At 60.9% G+C, this 16,240-nt stretch carries 16 protein-coding genes; 8 read left to right on the top strand and 8 right to left on the bottom strand.

Annotated elements, in window-relative coordinates; translation table 11 throughout:
* A complete protein-coding gene (locus JZX89_RS24285) occupies positions 1 to 300 on the bottom strand; it encodes a type II toxin-antitoxin system RelE/ParE family toxin (protein ID WP_207135576.1) in 300 nt (99 codons plus the stop codon).
* Complete coding sequence (locus JZX89_RS24290) at positions 297 to 572, bottom strand: YlcI/YnfO family protein (protein ID WP_207135577.1); 276 nt, start codon at positions 570 to 572, stop codon at positions 297 to 299. Before JZX89_RS24290 ends, JZX89_RS24285 begins: the two co-directional genes overlap by 4 nt.
* Positions 573 to 718: 146 nt before the next feature.
* On the opposite strand from JZX89_RS24290, the gene JZX89_RS24295 reads away from it, so the two are divergent.
* On the top strand, positions 719 to 2,062 hold the full coding sequence (locus tag JZX89_RS24295) for a chloride channel protein (protein WP_174372935.1): 1,344 nt from the start codon (positions 719 to 721) through the stop codon (positions 2,060 to 2,062).
* A 4-nt stretch (positions 2,063 to 2,066) separates the two neighbouring features.
* Here JZX89_RS24295 and JZX89_RS24300 read toward each other — a convergent pair whose 3' ends face one another.
* Positions 2,067 to 2,819 carry a DUF3750 domain-containing protein gene (locus JZX89_RS24300; protein ID WP_207135578.1) on the bottom strand — a complete coding sequence of 251 codons (753 nt, stop codon included), beginning with the start codon at positions 2,817 to 2,819 and terminating at the stop codon, positions 2,067 to 2,069.
* A 73-nt stretch (positions 2,820 to 2,892) separates the two neighbouring features.
* On the opposite strand from JZX89_RS24300, the gene JZX89_RS24305 reads away from it, so the two are divergent.
* Both JZX89_RS24305 and JZX89_RS24310 read left to right on the top strand, forming a co-directional pair.
* Positions 2,893 to 3,891, top strand: coding sequence for an asparaginase (locus JZX89_RS24305; RefSeq protein ID WP_207135579.1), 999 nt, complete (start codon positions 2,893 to 2,895; stop codon positions 3,889 to 3,891).
* A 148-nt stretch (positions 3,892 to 4,039) separates the two neighbouring features.
* Entirely contained in the window at positions 4,040 to 4,660 is a 621-nt protein-coding gene (locus JZX89_RS24310; protein WP_149898788.1) for a glutathione S-transferase family protein, read from the top strand.
* A 141-nt stretch (positions 4,661 to 4,801) separates the two neighbouring features.
* Here JZX89_RS24310 and JZX89_RS24315 read toward each other — a convergent pair whose 3' ends face one another.
* Both JZX89_RS24315 and JZX89_RS24320 read right to left on the bottom strand, forming a co-directional pair.
* Positions 4,802 to 5,461, bottom strand: coding sequence for a glutathione S-transferase family protein (locus tag JZX89_RS24315; protein ID WP_149898789.1), 660 nt, complete (start codon positions 5,459 to 5,461; stop codon positions 4,802 to 4,804).
* 82 nt (positions 5,462 to 5,543) lie between these two features.
* A complete protein-coding gene (locus JZX89_RS24320) occupies positions 5,544 to 6,059 on the bottom strand; it encodes a MarR family winged helix-turn-helix transcriptional regulator (RefSeq protein WP_149898790.1) in 516 nt (171 codons plus the stop codon).
* Positions 6,060 to 6,200: 141 nt separating this feature from the next.
* Here JZX89_RS24320 and JZX89_RS24325 point away from each other — a divergent pair, with 141 nt between their 5' ends.
* Positions 6,201 to 7,730, top strand: coding sequence for an MDR family MFS transporter (locus JZX89_RS24325; RefSeq protein WP_207135580.1), 1,530 nt, complete (start codon positions 6,201 to 6,203; stop codon positions 7,728 to 7,730).
* A gap of 31 nt (positions 7,731 to 7,761) precedes the next feature.
* On the opposite strand, the gene JZX89_RS24330 is transcribed toward JZX89_RS24325, so the two are convergent.
* Both JZX89_RS24330 and JZX89_RS24335 read right to left on the bottom strand, forming a co-directional pair.
* Entirely contained in the window at positions 7,762 to 8,061 is a 300-nt protein-coding gene (locus tag JZX89_RS24330; RefSeq protein WP_207135581.1) for an addiction module antidote protein, read from the bottom strand.
* Positions 8,042 to 8,356: a type II toxin-antitoxin system RelE/ParE family toxin gene (locus tag JZX89_RS24335; protein WP_207135582.1), complete on the bottom strand. Its 315-nt coding sequence runs from the start codon at positions 8,354 to 8,356 to the stop codon at positions 8,042 to 8,044. Before JZX89_RS24335 ends, JZX89_RS24330 begins: the two co-directional genes overlap by 20 nt.
* Before the next feature lie 234 nt (positions 8,357 to 8,590).
* Between JZX89_RS24335 and JZX89_RS24340 the strand changes: the two genes are divergently transcribed.
* The 3 genes from JZX89_RS24340 to JZX89_RS24350 all read left to right on the top strand — a co-directional run bounded on the left by JZX89_RS24340 (position 8,591) and on the right by JZX89_RS24350 (position 12,328).
* Positions 8,591 to 9,607 (top strand): ligase-associated DNA damage response exonuclease, encoded by a 1,017-nt coding sequence (locus tag JZX89_RS24340; protein WP_207135583.1) that lies wholly within the window; start codon positions 8,591 to 8,593, stop codon positions 9,605 to 9,607.
* Position 9,608: 1 nt separating this feature from the next.
* Positions 9,609 to 11,234 carry a cisplatin damage response ATP-dependent DNA ligase gene (locus tag JZX89_RS24345; protein WP_149898791.1) on the top strand — a complete coding sequence of 542 codons (1,626 nt, stop codon included), beginning with the start codon at positions 9,609 to 9,611 and terminating at the stop codon, positions 11,232 to 11,234.
* A 128-nt stretch (positions 11,235 to 11,362) separates the two neighbouring features.
* On the top strand, positions 11,363 to 12,328 hold the full coding sequence (locus tag JZX89_RS24350; RefSeq protein WP_207135584.1) for an alpha/beta hydrolase family protein: 966 nt from the start codon (positions 11,363 to 11,365) through the stop codon (positions 12,326 to 12,328).
* Between the two features lie 44 nt (positions 12,329 to 12,372).
* Here JZX89_RS24350 and JZX89_RS24355 read toward each other — a convergent pair whose 3' ends face one another.
* Entirely contained in the window at positions 12,373 to 15,051 is a 2,679-nt protein-coding gene (locus JZX89_RS24355) for a heavy metal translocating P-type ATPase (RefSeq protein WP_207135585.1), read from the bottom strand.
* Between the two features lie 167 nt (positions 15,052 to 15,218).
* Here JZX89_RS24355 and JZX89_RS24360 point away from each other — a divergent pair, with 167 nt between their 5' ends.
* Complete coding sequence (locus tag JZX89_RS24360) at positions 15,219 to 16,127, top strand: L,D-transpeptidase (RefSeq protein WP_207135586.1); 909 nt, start codon at positions 15,219 to 15,221, stop codon at positions 16,125 to 16,127.
* Positions 16,128 to 16,240: the final 113 nt, after the last annotated feature.

Consider the following 16,240-nt stretch of genomic DNA (forward strand, 5'->3'; position numbering starts at 1 on the left):
TCAGTGGTAATCATCCTCGCGCTGGTGGCGGATCGCGAGGATTGTTACTTTCTCGGCATTCTCTATTTCAAAGAGAATGACATAACCGGAAGACCCAAACGGGATGAGAAATTCCCGCAGAAACGGGCTTTCCGCATCAACTTTTCTGCAACTCATTGGAAAGTCCGCAAGTGCGGCGATCCCCTTTTCGATTGCCCTGTAAGCTCGCTTCGCCGCATGTTTGTCCTGGCGAAGGAGATGGGCATATAGACGCATTATGTTGTCGCGTGCTCTGTCGGCGAGAAAAACCTGATATGTCACTGGTCGTCGTCTTCAGCGAGCTTTGTGTCAAGCATATTTTTCAGTTCGGCAAGAACATCTTCCGCTCTGTGATAAACACCCGTTTTCTTCGATTCTTCACGTGCCGCCAGCCCGCGTGCAATAAAATCCGCCTGCGATTTACGGATTTCCACTTCCCTGCGTACGGAATCCTCAACGAAGGAAGAGAGCGTTTCGCCGTCCTTCAGCACACTTTCCGCCGCCTCACGAAAATCCGCCGTTACCCGTAACGAAGGCAAAGTCGCGGTTTTCATCTTGCCTCTCCCTGCGTTGCATTTGCGATGCAGAGCATCTACCATGTATCGCAAAGAGTCAAATGCAAAACTTGCAATCGCGGGCTGGCAGTCCGATAAAAGGACCTCCCGCCCGACAATGACTGAAATTACCGATCTGGACCGCCATGCCCGTCGATTACAAGAAGCTGAAGATGCTCCGCCGTTCCCGTGTTGTCTGGGGGTCGTGGCGGGCCTGGAAACCGCGGGCGGTTTTCTGGGTCGGCGCGCTTGCGGTGGGGGTCATCAGCGTCGGTTTTGCATGGGCGGCGGATCGCGCCCAGCATCTTTTCTTCGCGGCCACTTCTTCGGGGCCGTGGGCGTTCCTGTTGCCCCTCATCATCACGCCGCTCGGTTTCACGCTCTGCGCCTGGCTGGCATTGACGGTTTTCCCCAATGCCGGTGGCAGCGGCATTCCGCAGGCGATCGCGGCGCGGCATCTGCGTGACGATGCGGATCGCTCGCGGCTTCTGTCGCTGAAGCTCGCTTTCGGCAAGGTGGTGTTGACGGTGGCGGGTCTTTTGTCCGGTGCGTCGATCGGGCGTGAGGGGCCGACCGTTCAGGTGGGTGCCTCGATCATGCTGCAGGCCGCCCGCTGGGGCGGCATGGCGCAGGCGAAGGGTCTCATCCTTGCCGGATCGGCGGCGGGCATCGCGGCCGCCTTCAATACGCCGCTGGCAGGCATCGTCTTTGCCATCGAGGAAATGAGCAAAACCTACGAATCACGCGCCAATGGTCTCGTTCTCACCGCCGTCATCCTGTCCGGCCTTGCTTCGCTGGCGCTGGTCGGCAGCTACACATATTTCGGTACGAGTTCCGTTCTGGCAAAAACGACAGCAGACTGGCTTCTGGTGCTGATCTGCGGCATTGGCGGCGGCGCTTTCGGCGCGCTTTTCAGCGCCGGGGCGCTGCGTCTGTCCGCCCGCATCCGGCGCTTCGCGCAAACCATGCCTTTGAAGCGAATGCTGGCGGTTGCCGCCGCCTGCGGCCTCGCTTCGGCCGTCATCGGCATTGCAACGGGTGGCGCGACCTTTGGAACCGGCTACGAACAGGCCCGTGCGGCGATTGAGGGGCAAGCCGCTCCGACCTTCTTCTTCATCGAAAAGCTGGCGGCGACGTTTCTTGCAATGATGTCGGGTATTCCCGGCGGCATCTTCGCGCCCTCCCTGTCCGTGGGTGCCGGTTTTGGCAGCACCATGGCCGCTCTGCTCGGCACCAGCATCGGCCTTGGCGCGATCGTTGGCATGGCAGGATATTTCGCCGGCGTGGTGCAGGCGCCGATGACGGCTTTTGTCATCATCCTCGAAATGACCGGCAATCATGAAGGCGTCATCCCCATCATGGTCGCATCGATGCTGGGATATTTGACCTCCCGCCTGTTCTCCCGGGAACCGCTCTATCACGGCCTGTCGCGCGTTTTCATCGCCCAGGCCATCCGCGCAAAAAGGGCAAGTCACGCCGCCGATGCCTGATGCGTCAGACGCGTGCGCCGGCCACCCCGAAATAACCAAGCCCCGGTATCTTGATACCCGGGCGGCTGAAATCGATCCCCGCGACCAGACCGAGAAAATTGATTTCGAAACCGCTGCGCGTTCCCGCCGAAATACCAAACAATCCGCCCAGCGAAACACTCGCATCCTTCCAGTCGTCGGCAACATGATAAAACGCGCCGTTCGGCAGATAGTCGCGACCCACCGCATCTGATGGCAGCACCACGCCGAGTTCCGGCACGCTGCGCAGCACATGGGCGACGAAGGTGTTGGAGTTCGGGCCGGGATAGATGCGGTAGCCGCCCGGTTTGCCATAGGGGTAGTCGGCAATCGCCTGTTCGATCCTGGGGATCAGCTTTTCGGCCGCCGCGCCGTGAATGGCCACCACCTGGCGTGGCGTGTTGGAATACCAGAAGGCATCGGCCGCATAACCATTGCGGCGAATGGGCGTTCCCCAACCCACCTTGTCATAGCGGTCATAGGCCGTCGCACCCGGCTTTTTCAGCACGATCCAGGCATGGCTGGCGACGGAGCCCTTGAAGCCCCCGGTCATGGCGGAAAACACGTAAACCGCTGCCTGCCCATCGGCTCCGGCTTGCGGAAGGGTGCCTGAGGAGGACCAGCGGGCATCGCGCCAGCCCTGCGGATGATCCCGCATGGCCCACAACCCGGCCGATGCCAGCGCAGGCAGCAGATAGATAACGGCAATCGCCAGCAGCAGACGTTTTGCAAATTTCACTGAGAGCCCCGTGCATCGAAAAATCAATTGCGGTATCAACGACATAAAATCAGAATTTTTTGAGGCTGAGAGAATGAACAATTCCGTTACCGTCGAAATCACCAGGGGCAGTCTTGTCGAAAGCCGCCATCAGGGCCTTGCCGTGGTGGTGGATGGCGATGGCGGTGTTGTGTTTGCGGCAGGCGATATCGAGCGCGGCATCTTCCCGCGTTCTGCCTGCAAGGCCATGCAGGCGCTGCCACTGGTGGAAAGCGGCGCGGCGGATGCCTATGGTTTCGGCAATCGTGAACTGGCGCTTGCCTGTTCCTCCCATTCCGGTGAAGACGAACATGCGGCGCTTGCCGCTTCCATGCTGGCCAAAGCGGGGCGGGATGTGGAGACGCTGGAATGCGGTGCGCACTGGTCATCAGACCAGAAAACCATCATCCATCAGGCCCGCACGCTGGAAAAACCGACGGCGCTACACAATAATTGCTCCGGTAAACATTCCGGCTTCATCTGCGCCTGCTGCCACACGGGCACCGACCCCAAGGGCTATGTCGGTTATGATCACCCGTTGCAGAGGCAAATCCGCGCCACGATGGCAAGCCTGACGGGGGCGGCGCTCGGCCACGACAATTGTGGCGTCGATGGTTGCTCCATCCCCACCTATGCGGTGCCGCTCACGGGTCTGGCGCATGGTTTCGCCAGGATGGCGACGGGCAGGGGGCTGGAAGTGGGCCGCGCCAAGGCCTCGCGCCGTCTCATCGAGGCCTGCATGGCGGAACCCTTTTATGTGGCAGGCACCGGCCGCGCCTGCACGAAGCTTATGCAGATCGCACCGGGCAAGATTTTTGCCAAGACCGGCGCTGAAGGTGTCTTCGTGGCGGCTCTGCCAGAAAAGGGCATTGCCATGGCGGTGAAATGCGAGGACGGCACCACGCGCGCGGCCGAAGCCATGGTCTCGGCATTGCTCGCCCGCTATTTTGATGAGGGCAGTGCCGAGCAGCAGGCGCTCATTGGCATGTCCAACCGGCAGATGCGTAACTGGAACGGCATCCATGTCGGCGATGTCAGAGTCGTCGGGCTGTAAGAAACGCCATAAAACCTTTGACGCCGCCGGTTGCCGGCACGATGATGGCTTGCCCTGCGCGTGATGGCCGACTCCCGGCCGCCGGCAAGGTCCGGCGTCCACAGCAAGAGGAGGTGGACGCCTTCATTGTCCTGGAGGTCGCATATTCATGTTTACCCTGTTTTTCTCCCCCGGTTCCTGCTCGCGCGCCAGCCATATCGTGCTTGAGGAATCCGGCCTGCCTTACACGGCCCACCGCGTCAATTTTGCGCAGGGCGAACAGCGTTCCGAGACATTTTTGAAGATCAATCCGAAAGGCCGCGTACCGGCGCTGGCCACCGCAAGCGGGGTGCTGACCGAGACCCCGGCCATCCTCGCCTTCATCGCCCAGATGGCTCCGGAGAAGAAACTTGCGCCGCTGGATGATCCCTTCGAATTCGCGGTCATGCAGTCTTTCAACGCCTTCATCTCCTCCACCGTGCATGTCGCCCATGCGCATGGCCGGCGCGGCAGCCGCTGGGCGAATGAGGATGCGTCTCTGGCGGATATGAAAGCGAAAGTGCCGCAGACCATGGGCGAGTGCTTCGAATTGATCGAGCACGGCCTGCTGCACGGCCCCTGGGTTCTGGGCACGGCCTATTCGGTGGCTGACCCCTATCTTTTCGTCATGTCCGGCTGGCTGGAAAGCGACAGCGTGGATATTGCCCGCTTCCCGAAAGTGCACGATCACTTCCGCCGCATGAACGACCGCCCGGCAGTGCAGCGGGCGCTGGCGAGCGAGAGGGGCTAATAGTTGCTGTCGTCATCCTCGGGCTTGTCCCGAGGATCTGCAACGTATTGATTTTATTCGACGTGGTTGGATCCTCGGGACAAGCCCGAGGATGACGTTGAGTGCGGAGGGACATCGCCAGTCCGCGCCCAAAAGCTCATTTCAAGCAGCCTCAGCCGCGCGCGTATCCCACATGGTCTTAAACGCCGTGCGCGCCTGACAACGGGTGAGCCAGGCCTTAACCGCCGGATGGGCGTCAAACAGCGGCGGGTGACCCTGCGCATAACGGACGATTTCCGCGGCATTGAGATCGGCGACGGTGAAGCGATCACCCACCAGATAATCATGGCGGACAAGATGCTGTTCCAGCACCCGGAAAGGGCGTTTCAGCAGGCGGGCGGCAACGTCGATCACAGCCCTGCCGGCATCGCCTTCCGATAGACCTTCGGCGACGGCGGAAGAAATCTTCAGCGAATTGGCTTCGACTTCGGTGGCGGCGAAGAACGACCATTGCAGCATCGCCGCATCTTCCTTGAGGTCCACAGGCGCCAGCGGCCCGCCATATTTGCGGGCGAGGTAAAGATTGATGGCCATGGATTCATAAAGCACCATGCCGTCATCTTCGACGCAGGGAATGGTCCCCATCGGATTGATGGCGAGAAACGCGGGCGACAGTGTGTTGAGCGGCGCGTCGGCAGCGAGCGGATCGGCAAGACGGCGGGCCTGTATGACAGGCACATGTTTGAATTCTATGCCGAGTTCCCCTGCGAGCCACAGCGTGCGCGTGGCGCGGGACCGGTAGACACCGTAAATCGTCAACATCGAAATTACCCCTTGAACCTGTTCGATGGCGGCACGTTACGGTCTCGTTGTTTTAAAGTGAAGTTGCAGAGCGCCGGGGCAACTATGATTTTTTCTGATCCGTCAACAAGTCCGTATCCGGCGACAACCGGTATTCGAAACGGTCGATAAACCGCTCGAACAGGCGCGCGAAAGTCTCCACATCGTCGGCCGGCCAGCCATCCATCACATCTTCGATGACGCTCATCTTGGTGCGGCGCATTTCCTGCAGCAGGCTGGTGCCGAGCGGCGTAATCTCGACGATGCTGCGGCGGCCATCCTCCTGCGAGACGCCGCGTTTCAGCAGGCCGCGCCCGACCATGTCCGCGACGACGCGGCTGCCACGCGAGGGATCGATGCGCATGCCCTCGGCAATCGCACCCACGGTGACATCACCTTCGGCGCGCCGCAGAATATCCAGAACGTCGATATGCGAAAGTTCGAGACCCGGAGCGAGCTTGGCAAGCGCCATGCGGCCGATGATGCGGCGGCCGATCATGATGCGCATGCGCGTCATCGTATTGCCGATCCGCTTGATGTCTTCGGGCAAATCCTCTTTCCAGTCTTCCTCAGTCGCCACGCTCAGCCGTTCCTTTTCTTGCTCGTTCGCGATCACATTTAGCGCGAATAGCATGGATGTCAAAAACTTGCCATTGACATATATATGCTAATAGCACACAAATTGGCGCAGTAAAACCGCCGGAACTCAACGAGATTTTTCATGGATATGTCCGCAGCCCCCGTGGCGCCGCTTGTGTCGGATCATCGGCGCAGGCTCATCGTCTTTCTGTTTCTGATGCTGGCCATGTTCATGGCGACCCTCGACAACCAGATCGTATCGACAGCACTTCCCACCATCGTCGGCGAATTCGGCGCGCTGGAGCGTTTCGGCTGGATCGGCTCGGCCTATCTTCTGGCAACCAGCGCGGTCATGCCTGTTTATGGCAAGCTGGGCGATCTGTTCGGGCGTAAATATGTGATGATCGCGGCGGTCGTCATCTTCACGCTGGGTTCGCTCGCCTGCGGTCTGGCCTGGTCGATGGATAGCCTGATTGCGGCCCGTGTGTTGCAGGGGCTTGGCGGCGGCGGCATCATGGTGTCGATCTTCTCCGTCAATGCGGATCTGTTCGAACCGCGTGAACGCGCCCGTTACCAGAGCTATTCCAGCCTCACCATCATGGCGTCAGGCAGTGTCGGCCCGATCCTCGGCGGCACGATGAGCGATCTGTTCGGCTGGCGGTCGATCTTCCTTATCAACCTGCCGCTCGGCATTATCGTCATTGCAGGTCTGGCGCTGATGCTGCCTTACCGTCGCCCGGCGCGTCAGCCGAAGATCGATTATCTCGGTGCGGTCCTGCTGGCGGCCACCATTGCCAGCGTGGTGTTCTGGGCTGACAGCAGCGAATTGTTCGGCTCGCTGATCGCGGCACCGAGCCTTGGCATCGTCGCCTTCGCCGTCATCGCCGCTTTCCTCTGGGTGCAGGTGGAGCGCCGCGCGCCGGAACCCGTCGTACCGCTCAGGCTGTTCAAGGATTCGACCTTTCCGCTGCTGATGATCGTTTCGCTGACCAGCGGCGGCATCGGCATCGGCATGGTCAATTATTATGCCCTGTTCCTGCAGACCACGACGGGCCTTTCCCCCTCCCATGCCGGCCTGTTCTTCATCGCTGTCACCAGCGGCATCGTCATGGGCTCGCTATCGGCCGGCCGGCTGATTTCGATTACCGGCGTCTACAAGCCGTTCTCGGTGGCGGGCCTCACCATCAACCTCATTGCCATGCTGCTGTTCACGCAAATGCATGCCGGTACGCCGCTTTCGTTGATTGCCGTGCTGATGCTGGTGCAGGGGTTCGCCGTTGGCCTTGGCCAGCAGGCGCCGATCATCGGTGTGCAGAATTCCGCGCCCAAGGCGGATATCGGTGCGGCGAGCGGCGCGGTGACGCTGACCCGCATGGGCGGCGCCGCCATCGCCATCTCGGTCTATGGCGCGATCGTCACCTCCAGCCTCAAGGGCGTGGCGGTGGATATTCCCGGCGTCGGCAGAATAGAGGAACTGACGCCGAAAATGCTCGCCGAACTGCCCGCCGCCTCACAGGCGGCCGTTGCCTCGCTCTACTCGGATGCGTTTACACCGCTATTCTTCGCGGCCGCCGCAACCGCTGCCATCGGCCTTGCGGCAGCGCTGATGCTGAAACCGGTGCGCCTGCCGGCCGCGGTTGAGGCGAAGCCCGCGGAAGCCGCGGGGGAATAAGATGGTGAAGGCCGGCGTGTAAACGCCGGCCTTACGCGGCGTTCAATGATTTTTCGACGGCCAGCCGGAACCCCAGCGCATGCAAGACTTTCTGCACGGTTTCGTAGCGGAGCTTCGAACCGGGTTTAAGCGCTTTATAGAGACTTTCCCGGCCGAGACCCGATACATCCGCGACATGCGACATTCCGCGAGCTCTGGCGACTGCGCCAAGGGCGGCGATGAACACATCGGGGTTCTCGTCTTCCATCGCCACTGCCAGATATTCGATCATGGCTTCATCGCTATCCAGATAGTCCGACACATCGAATTTACTAAATTCCGTCATGGCCATCCCCTGCTATTGTTTGCGCCATCGCGATTGCGCGCTTTATGTCCCGCTTCTGCGACGACTTATTCCCGCCGATCAGGAGGAAATAAATCCTCTTGCCGACACGCGTGAAATAAACCCGATAACCCGGACCGAAGTGGATGCGCATTTCTGAAACGCCTCCATCTACCGGTTGACAATCGCCGAAATTCCCGTGCTCGGCTGCCGTGAGGCGATGAAGAATCCGCACCTTTCCGGTACGATCTTTCAAAGCCTTCAGCCACTCGTCGAACTCTGCCGATTTCTCGAAACTGTTCATCACGACATGTATCCGAATGGATACATTCCCGCAAGCTCAAATCTCATGATTGTCCTCTCAGCGGTCTTACGCTGGTCTCGTGTGCGAACTGCCGGCACAACTCGATACAGCCCCAGCTAAAAGCCGAAATGACAGGGAGGTGACGGCAAAACAAAAACACCCCTGCGGGAAATTTAACGCCCGTTCCGCGTTATGCTCGCAGCACTTTACATTCGCGCGGGCGGCCCTATCTCAATGAATATGAAGCCGGAACAGCTCCTGAACTCCACGCCCAAAGGCCTTTATTGCCCGGCGGGCGATTTTTATATCGATCCCGTGCGTCCCGTGGCGCGGGCGCTCATCACCCATGGCCATTCCGATCACGCCCGTCCCGGCCATGGCGCGGTGCTGGCCACGCGCCAGACGCTCGATATCATGCGTATCCGTTATGGCGAGGATTTCTGCGGCAGCGAGCAGGCGGTGGAATTCGGTGAAACGGTGGAGGTGAACGGCGTCACTGTCGGGTTCCATCCGGCCGGCCATGTGTTGGGCTCGGCGCAAATCTCTGTGGAGATGAACGGCATGCGCATCGTCGCATCGGGGGATTACAAGCGCGGCGTCGACCCAACCTGCGCGCCCTTCGAGACGGTGCCCTGTGATGTCTTCATCACCGAGGCCACCTTCGGTCTGCCGGTGTTTCACCATCCGCTGCCGCGTGTGGAAATCGGCAAGCTGCTTACCTCCATCAAACAATTCCCCGAACGCACCCATCTGGTCGGGGCCTACTCGCTCGGCAAGGCGCAACGCGTTATCCGGCTATTGCGTGACAATGGTTATGCCGAGCCGATCTACATCCACGGCGCGCTGGCGCGGCTTTGCGATTATTATGTCTCGCAGGGCATTGATCTCGGCGATCTGCGCCCCGCGACGCTCGAAAAAAGCAATCCAGCCGCCTTCAAGGGTGCGATTGTCGTCGGCCCGCCCTCGGCCTTTCAGGAGCGCTGGGCGCGGCGCTTCAACGAACCGCTGATCGCCTTCGCCTCCGGCTGGATGATGGTGCGGCAGCGGGCAAAGCAGGGCGGCGTGGAACTGCCGCTGGTCATATCGGACCATTGCGACTGGCCGGAACTGTTGGAGACCATCAAGGAAATTTCCCCGCAGGCCGTCTGGGTCACCCATGGCCGGGAGGAGGCGCTGGTGCGCTGGTGCGAGTTGCAGGGCATTGCCGCCAAGCCGCTGCATCTTGTCGGTTACGAAGACGAGGGGGATTGAAATGAAAGCCTTCGCCACGCTTCTCGATCGCCTTGTCCTCACCCCGTCGCGCAATGGCAAGCTGAAGCTGCTGACCGATTATTTTCGCGATACGCCTGATCCGGATCGGGGTTACGGGCTGGCGGCGATTGCCGGCACGCTGGACCTCAAAAGCGTCAAACCCGCCATGCTGCGCGAGCTGGTTATGGAGCGGATGGACGAAGTGCTGTTTCGCTACTCCTACGATTATGTTGGCGATCTGGCCGAAACCATCTCGCTGGTCTGGGGCAATATCGGCGGTGCTGACGATTCCGAGGCGCAGGATCCGCGCCTCGGCGACGTCGTGACGCTGATGAATTCGCTGGGGCGCACCGAAGTGCGCGGCGCGGTGCGCGATCTGCTCGACCGGCTGGACACATCCTCACGTTTCGCCTTCCTCAAACTCGCCACCGGCAGCCTGCGCATCGGCGTCTCGGCGCGGCTGGCGCGGCAGGCGCTGGCGGATTTTGCGGGCAAGGATATCACCGAAATCGAAACCCTCTGGCACGGTCTGACGCCGCCCTACACCACGCTTTTTGCGTGGCTGGAAGGCAAGTCGGACCGGCCGGTGCTGGCCACCCCCGCCATCTTTCATTCGGTCATGCTGGCCACACCGGTGGCCGAAGGCGACCTCGATGCATTGGACCCGGCGGATTATGCCGCCGAATGGAAATGGGACGGCATTCGCGTGCAGCTATCCCGCGCCGGGGAGACGCGAAAGCTTTACTCCCGCTCCGGCGACGATATTTCCGGGGCATTCCCGGATGTGCTCGATGCGCTTGATTTTGAAGGCGTGATGGATGGCGAGTTGTTGATTGGCGGGACAGTGCGCTCCAACAATCTCACCCGCACCTTTTCCGACCTGCAGCAGCGACTGAACCGCAAGACGGTGACGGCGAAGATGCTGGATGATTACCCCGCCTTCATCCGCGCTTACGATCTGCTGTTCGATGGCGAGAGCGATATCCGCGCGCAGAGCTATCTGGAGCGTCGCGGCCGGCTGTCTGACATCATCGAACATGCCCCGCATGACCGCTTCGACCTGTCGCCATTGATCTCGTTCTCCACATGGCCGGAACTCGACACGTTGCGCGCCGCCCCGCCCGATCCGGTGATCGAAGGCGTGATGATCAAGCGCCGCGACAGCGCCTATCAGGCAGGCCGCGCCAAGGGGCCATGGTTCAAGTGGAAGCGTGATCCCTATAATATCGACGCTGTCATGATGTATGCCCAACGCGGCCACGGCAAAAGATCGAGCTATTATTCCGATTTCACCTTTGGTGTGTGGGCGGAAGGCGAGGATGGCGAGCAGCTCGTCCCGGTCGGCAAAGCCTATTTCGGTTTTACCGATGCAGAGCTGGAGGTGCTGGATAAATTCGTGCGCGACAATACCGTCGAGCGTTTCGGCCCGGTGCGGGCGGTGCGGGCCACGCCGGATTTCGGTTTTGTGCTGGAGGTGGCCTTTGAGGGCATCAACCGCTCCACCCGCCACAAATCCGGCGTTGCCATGCGGTTTCCGCGCATTGCGCGGCTGAGAGCCGACAAGCTGCCGGCCGAAGCGGACCGGCTTTCGACATTGGTGGCGATGATCGATGGCGCGGAAGGGTAGGGTGGCCGTCCAGAAATTGCCACGATGGCTGCGAATACATTGTTGTCATTCGCGAATCCGTGATTGGACAGTCTCCCGCCGCAGTGCTGAACTGCTAATATTTCCATCCCCGTCCTCAGAGTGCACCCATGGCAGATAAACGCTTTCTTTTCTCAGCCTTCGGACAGGAAGAGAGCGGCGTGATTTGCGAGGGCCTGAGCCGGCGTAGCCTGCTTGCCGGCGCCATGGGCCTGTCAGTGGCAGCGCTTCTGCCGCAGGGCGCGAAAGCCGGCATTGCTGCCCCCGAGGTTTTGCCGCTTGAAAGACAGGATTACGCGGAGGCGCGTCAACATTTTCACACCCACCTGCTGCGCAAGATGGCCGCGCCGGAAAAATCCTCGGCCCTCGGCACGCCGCCCGGCGCGGAACGCGTGACTTATCCAGGCGGGCCTGATGGTTCCATCGAGCTTGTCGCCTGGCTCTCCCATTATCAGCCTTCCAGGACACTAAAGCCAGCAGTGCTTTTCCTCCATGGCGGCAATGCCACGGGAGACGGCCACTGGGCGCTGATGAAGTCCTATTGGGAGGCTGGTTTTGTCGTGCTGCTGCCGTCTTTCCGGGGAGAGAACGGCCAGAACGGCAATTATTCCGGTTTCTACAATGAAACGGCGGATGCGCTGGCGGCGGCAACCTATCTGGAAAACCTGCCCGGCATCGATAAAAAGCGCTTTTTCATTGCCGGCCATTCCAATGGCGGCACGCTGACGCTGCTCGCCGCCATGAGCCGTAAATTCCGTGCGGCGGCCCCCATGTCGGCGGGCGTCAATTCATGGCGATATTTCAATCGCTATTCGGACGAGATCTGTTTCGACGAAACCGACGAGCGTGAATTCATCATGCGCTCCTCGGTCTGTTTCGGCCCCAGCCTCAAATGCCCGGCGCTCTTGCTGCGCGGCGATGAGGAGCGGCCTTTCGATGCCGACCACCAGCTTTTTGTGGATCGTGCCCTGATGTCCGGGTTCAAGGTTGATAAAAAACTGCTGCCCGGCACCCACAATGGCGTGGTCCCGGGCGCGGTAGCGGAAAGCATCCGTTTTTTCAATCAGTTCGCATAAAAGGGCCGAAAACCACCGCTGCAGCTTTCGGCCTTCCTGCGAAATCAGACGCTCTTCTTGAAATAACCAAGCAGCCGCATGGCGTTGGCAGTCACCAGCACCGTCGCGCCGGTGTCGGCAAACACCGCCAGCCACAGGCCGGACAGGCCGGTGACGGTCGTGACCAGAAACACCGCCTTGAGGCCGAGCGAGATCGCCACGTTCTGGCGGATATTGCTCATGGTGGCGCGTGAGAGGCCGATGAGGCGGGCGGCATCGCCGACATTGTTTCGCATCAGCGCCGCATCCGCCGCTTCCATGGCCACGTCAGTGCCCGAGCCGATGGCGACGCCGACGCTGGCGGCGGCCAGCGCCGGTGCATCGTTGATGCCGTCACCCACCATCACCACGGTCTTTTTGGCGGCCAGCTTGCGGATTTCCTCGACCTTGTTTTGCGGCAAGAGTTCGCCGCGTGCTTCAAGACCCAGCTTGTTGCCGATGGCCTTGGCCGTGCGGGCATTGTCGCCCGACAGCATCAGCGAAGAAATACCCATCTCTTTCAGCGCCTTGATGCCTTCAGCCGCGTCCTTGCGCGGCTCGTCGCGCATGGCGAAGAGGCCGGTTGCCGCACCGCTGGCCATGACGACGGCCACCGTCTTGCCTTCGCTCTCAAGCGCAGTAATGCGGTCGGCCAGCTCTGGCGAGAGGGTGCCGACATCGGTTGCGAAGCGAGGCGCGCCGATGAACAGGCGCTTGCCGTCAACGATGCCTTGCATGCCACGGCCGGAAATCGCCTTGATCTCCGAACCGGGCAGGGGCTTCACGCCGGCCTTCTCGGCATGGTTGACGATGGCTCTGGCCAGCGGATGGCTCGATTCATGCTCGATGGTTGCGGCTTGCGCGATGAGGCCGGCCTCGTTGCCGTCAAGCGCTACCACGTCTGTCACGACAGGTTCGCCGAGCGTCAGCGTGCCGGTCTTGTCGAAGGCGACGGTTTCCGTGCGCGCCAGCATTTCGATAACCGCGCCGCCCTTCACCAGCATGCCGTGGCGTGCCGCAGCCGAAAGGCTGGAGGCGATGGCGGCGGGAACGGAGATGACCAGCGCACAGGGGCAGCCGATCAGAAGCAGGGCCAGACCGCGATAGATCCAGGTATCCCAGTCGCCCAGACCGACAAGCGGCGGCACGATGATGGTGAGCGCCGAAATCGCCACGATCAGCGGCATGTAATATCGCGAGAAATTCTGGATGAAGCGTTCGGTCGGCGCGCGCGCATCCTGCGCTTCCTCGACGAGCGTGATGATGCGGGCGATGGTGTTGTCTTCCGGCGCGCGGTCAACGCGGATGCGCAGCGAACCGTCATGGTTGATCGAACCGGCAAACACGCGGGCGCCTTTTTCCTTGGCGACGGGAATGCTCTCGCCGGTCATCGGCGATTCATCGACGCTCGATTCGCCGTCCATCACCACGCCATCGGCGGCGATTCTATCACCCGGCCGCGCCACGACCACCTGGCCGATGCGGACCTGATCGGCGGCGACCTGACGGAGCGCGCCGTTTTCTTCCACCAGCGCCGTTTTCGGCAGCAATGAGCCAAGCGCCTTGATGCCGGAACGCGCCCGCGCGGCCGCAAAGCCTTCAAGCAGTTCGCCGATGGAAAACAGCAGCACGACGATCGCCGCTTCTTCCGCCTCGCCGATGAAGATCGCGCCGATGGCGGCAATGGTCATCAGCATCTCGATGGTGAAGATCGCGCCGAAACGGGCGGCGTTGAAGGCATTGCGCGCAATCGGAAACAGCGTCACCAGCGTGGCGATGATGAAGGCGTAACCGCCCCAGGCCGGGAAGGTGAGTTCCGCCGCATAGGCGACAGCGACCAGAATGGTGCCGGTGAAGGTGTTGCGGGCCTTTGCCGTGCGCCACCATGCGCCCTTTTCGTCCGCGCCATGGGCGTGTCCGACTTCTGCGCTTGGGGTCACTGCCGCGGGCTGCGCCTTTTCATGCGAATGCTTGGCGTGATCATGGTCATGGCCGCCGCAATTGGCGTGGTCATGATCCGCGTGATCGTGCCCCGAATGGTCATGGCCCGAGTGATCATGATTACCGTTGCAGGACCCGTGGTCGTGCCCGTCATCTTCCACCTTGTCCCGCGCCGATTTGTCTTGCGGCAGCAAGGCGGGTTTGAAGCCGAGCTTGCGCAGCGTATCCTCGATTTTTGCGGTCGGGGTTGTGTTCTCGGCAAGCGACAGGTTCAATCTTTCGCGCGCAACCGACACCTTGACGTCGGCAACACCGGGCAGGCGGGAAAGTGCGGTTTCGATCTTTGCGGCGCAGCTGCCGCAATCCATGCCGCCGACCAAGAAGGTCAGGGCATTGTTCTGCTCGATGCTCGGTGCTGCTTCGGCAGGGTGATGACCGCCGCAGGATGAATGGTCGTGGTCATGCCCATGGTCGTGAGGTTCCGCCGCGATCTTTTCGCGCGGAGTTTTCTCCTGCGGCAGCAAAGCGGGTTTGAAGCCGAGCTTGCGCAGAGTATCCTCGATTTTTGCAACCGACGTTTTGTCTTCCGCCAGCGAAAGGTTCAGCCTTTCGCGTGCAACGGATACCTTGACGTCGGCAACGCCTGGCAGGCGGGAGAGCGCGGTTTCGATCTTCGCCGCACAGCTGCCGCAATCCATGCCGCCGACCGTGAAGGTCAGGTCTCCTGCTTCCCCGTTCAAACTGCCGCGTGTCGAAATATTCATGGTTCTCGCTCCTGAATTCCACTCGACAGCCAATCTGGCACCTCTAGCAACTAGAGGTTCAAGAGCAAAAATGCAGATTTCCGATTTTTTTTGAAAGATACACACCAGCTTCGCGCCAGCCGCGCGGTTCATCATGCAGCCATATTGGATTCCATGAAGCGGTTCAGATGACAGCACTCCTTTTGAAACACTGCAGCCGGGCGGCCTCTCTGGCGGGCCTTGCGGCTCTGCCGCTCCTGAGCGGCTGCCTTTTCGTGACGGATACGACCCGGATGGACCCGGATGTTTTCGTGCGGGAAACGGCGCCGGTCTTCAACTTCAATTCCGTCAGCTCCAACCGCCAGCCGGAATTGCCGCCGCAGCCGGGCCAGCTTTCGACGCGTCCGCCGGACCTGTTCAGAACCCGCTTCCATCAGGAATATGGCCCGCCGGTGCGCGGGCAGGGGCTAAGCGCGCCGCAGGTGCAGGGTCAGGCCGCACCGCTCTCCCCGGATCGCATGGTGACCTATGGCCTGCCGGTTTCCAATCCGCTGCATCGGGTCATGTATGGCCCGATCCGCGACGAAGACCGTTCACTTCCCGCCATTCCCTATGGCCGCATTGACCCGCGTTATCTGCGGCAGGAAGTGAGCTATCAGACGGCGGAAGCGCCGGGCACCATCATCGTGGATACCAAACAGCATTTCCTCTATCTGGTGCAGCCGGGCGGCAAGGCGATCCGTTACGGCGTCGGTCTCGGACGTGATGGTTATGCATGGTCGGGCCGCGGCAAGATCCAGTGGAAGGCGAAATGGCCGCGCTGGACGCCTCCGGACGAAATGGTCAAGCGCCAGCCGGAGCTCACCTCCATCTCGGCGGCCAATGGCGGCATGACGCCGGGTCTCAACAATCCGCTCGGCGCGCGTGCGCTTTATATTTTCAAGGATGGCAAGGACACGCTTTACCGCGTGCACGGCACGCCCGACTGGCAGTCCGTCGGCAAGGCGACGTCGTCCGGCTGCGTGCGCATGCTCAATCAGGATGTCATCGACCTTTACGAGCGTGTGCCGAAAGGCGCGCAGATTGTGGTTATCTGACCACGCTCGAAAAGAAAGAGATGTGGGCAACATTCCGCCAGCAGCTTGTGACTGGCTTTTAGCGGTCGGTTAACTATTTTCGCAATACGCATGAAACGGAACAAATGACGTAC

Origin of the sequence: Agrobacterium burrii, from assembly GCF_017313405.1 — a bacterium.
In the GTDB taxonomy this organism is placed as follows: domain Bacteria; phylum Pseudomonadota; class Alphaproteobacteria; order Rhizobiales; family Rhizobiaceae; genus Agrobacterium; species Agrobacterium burrii.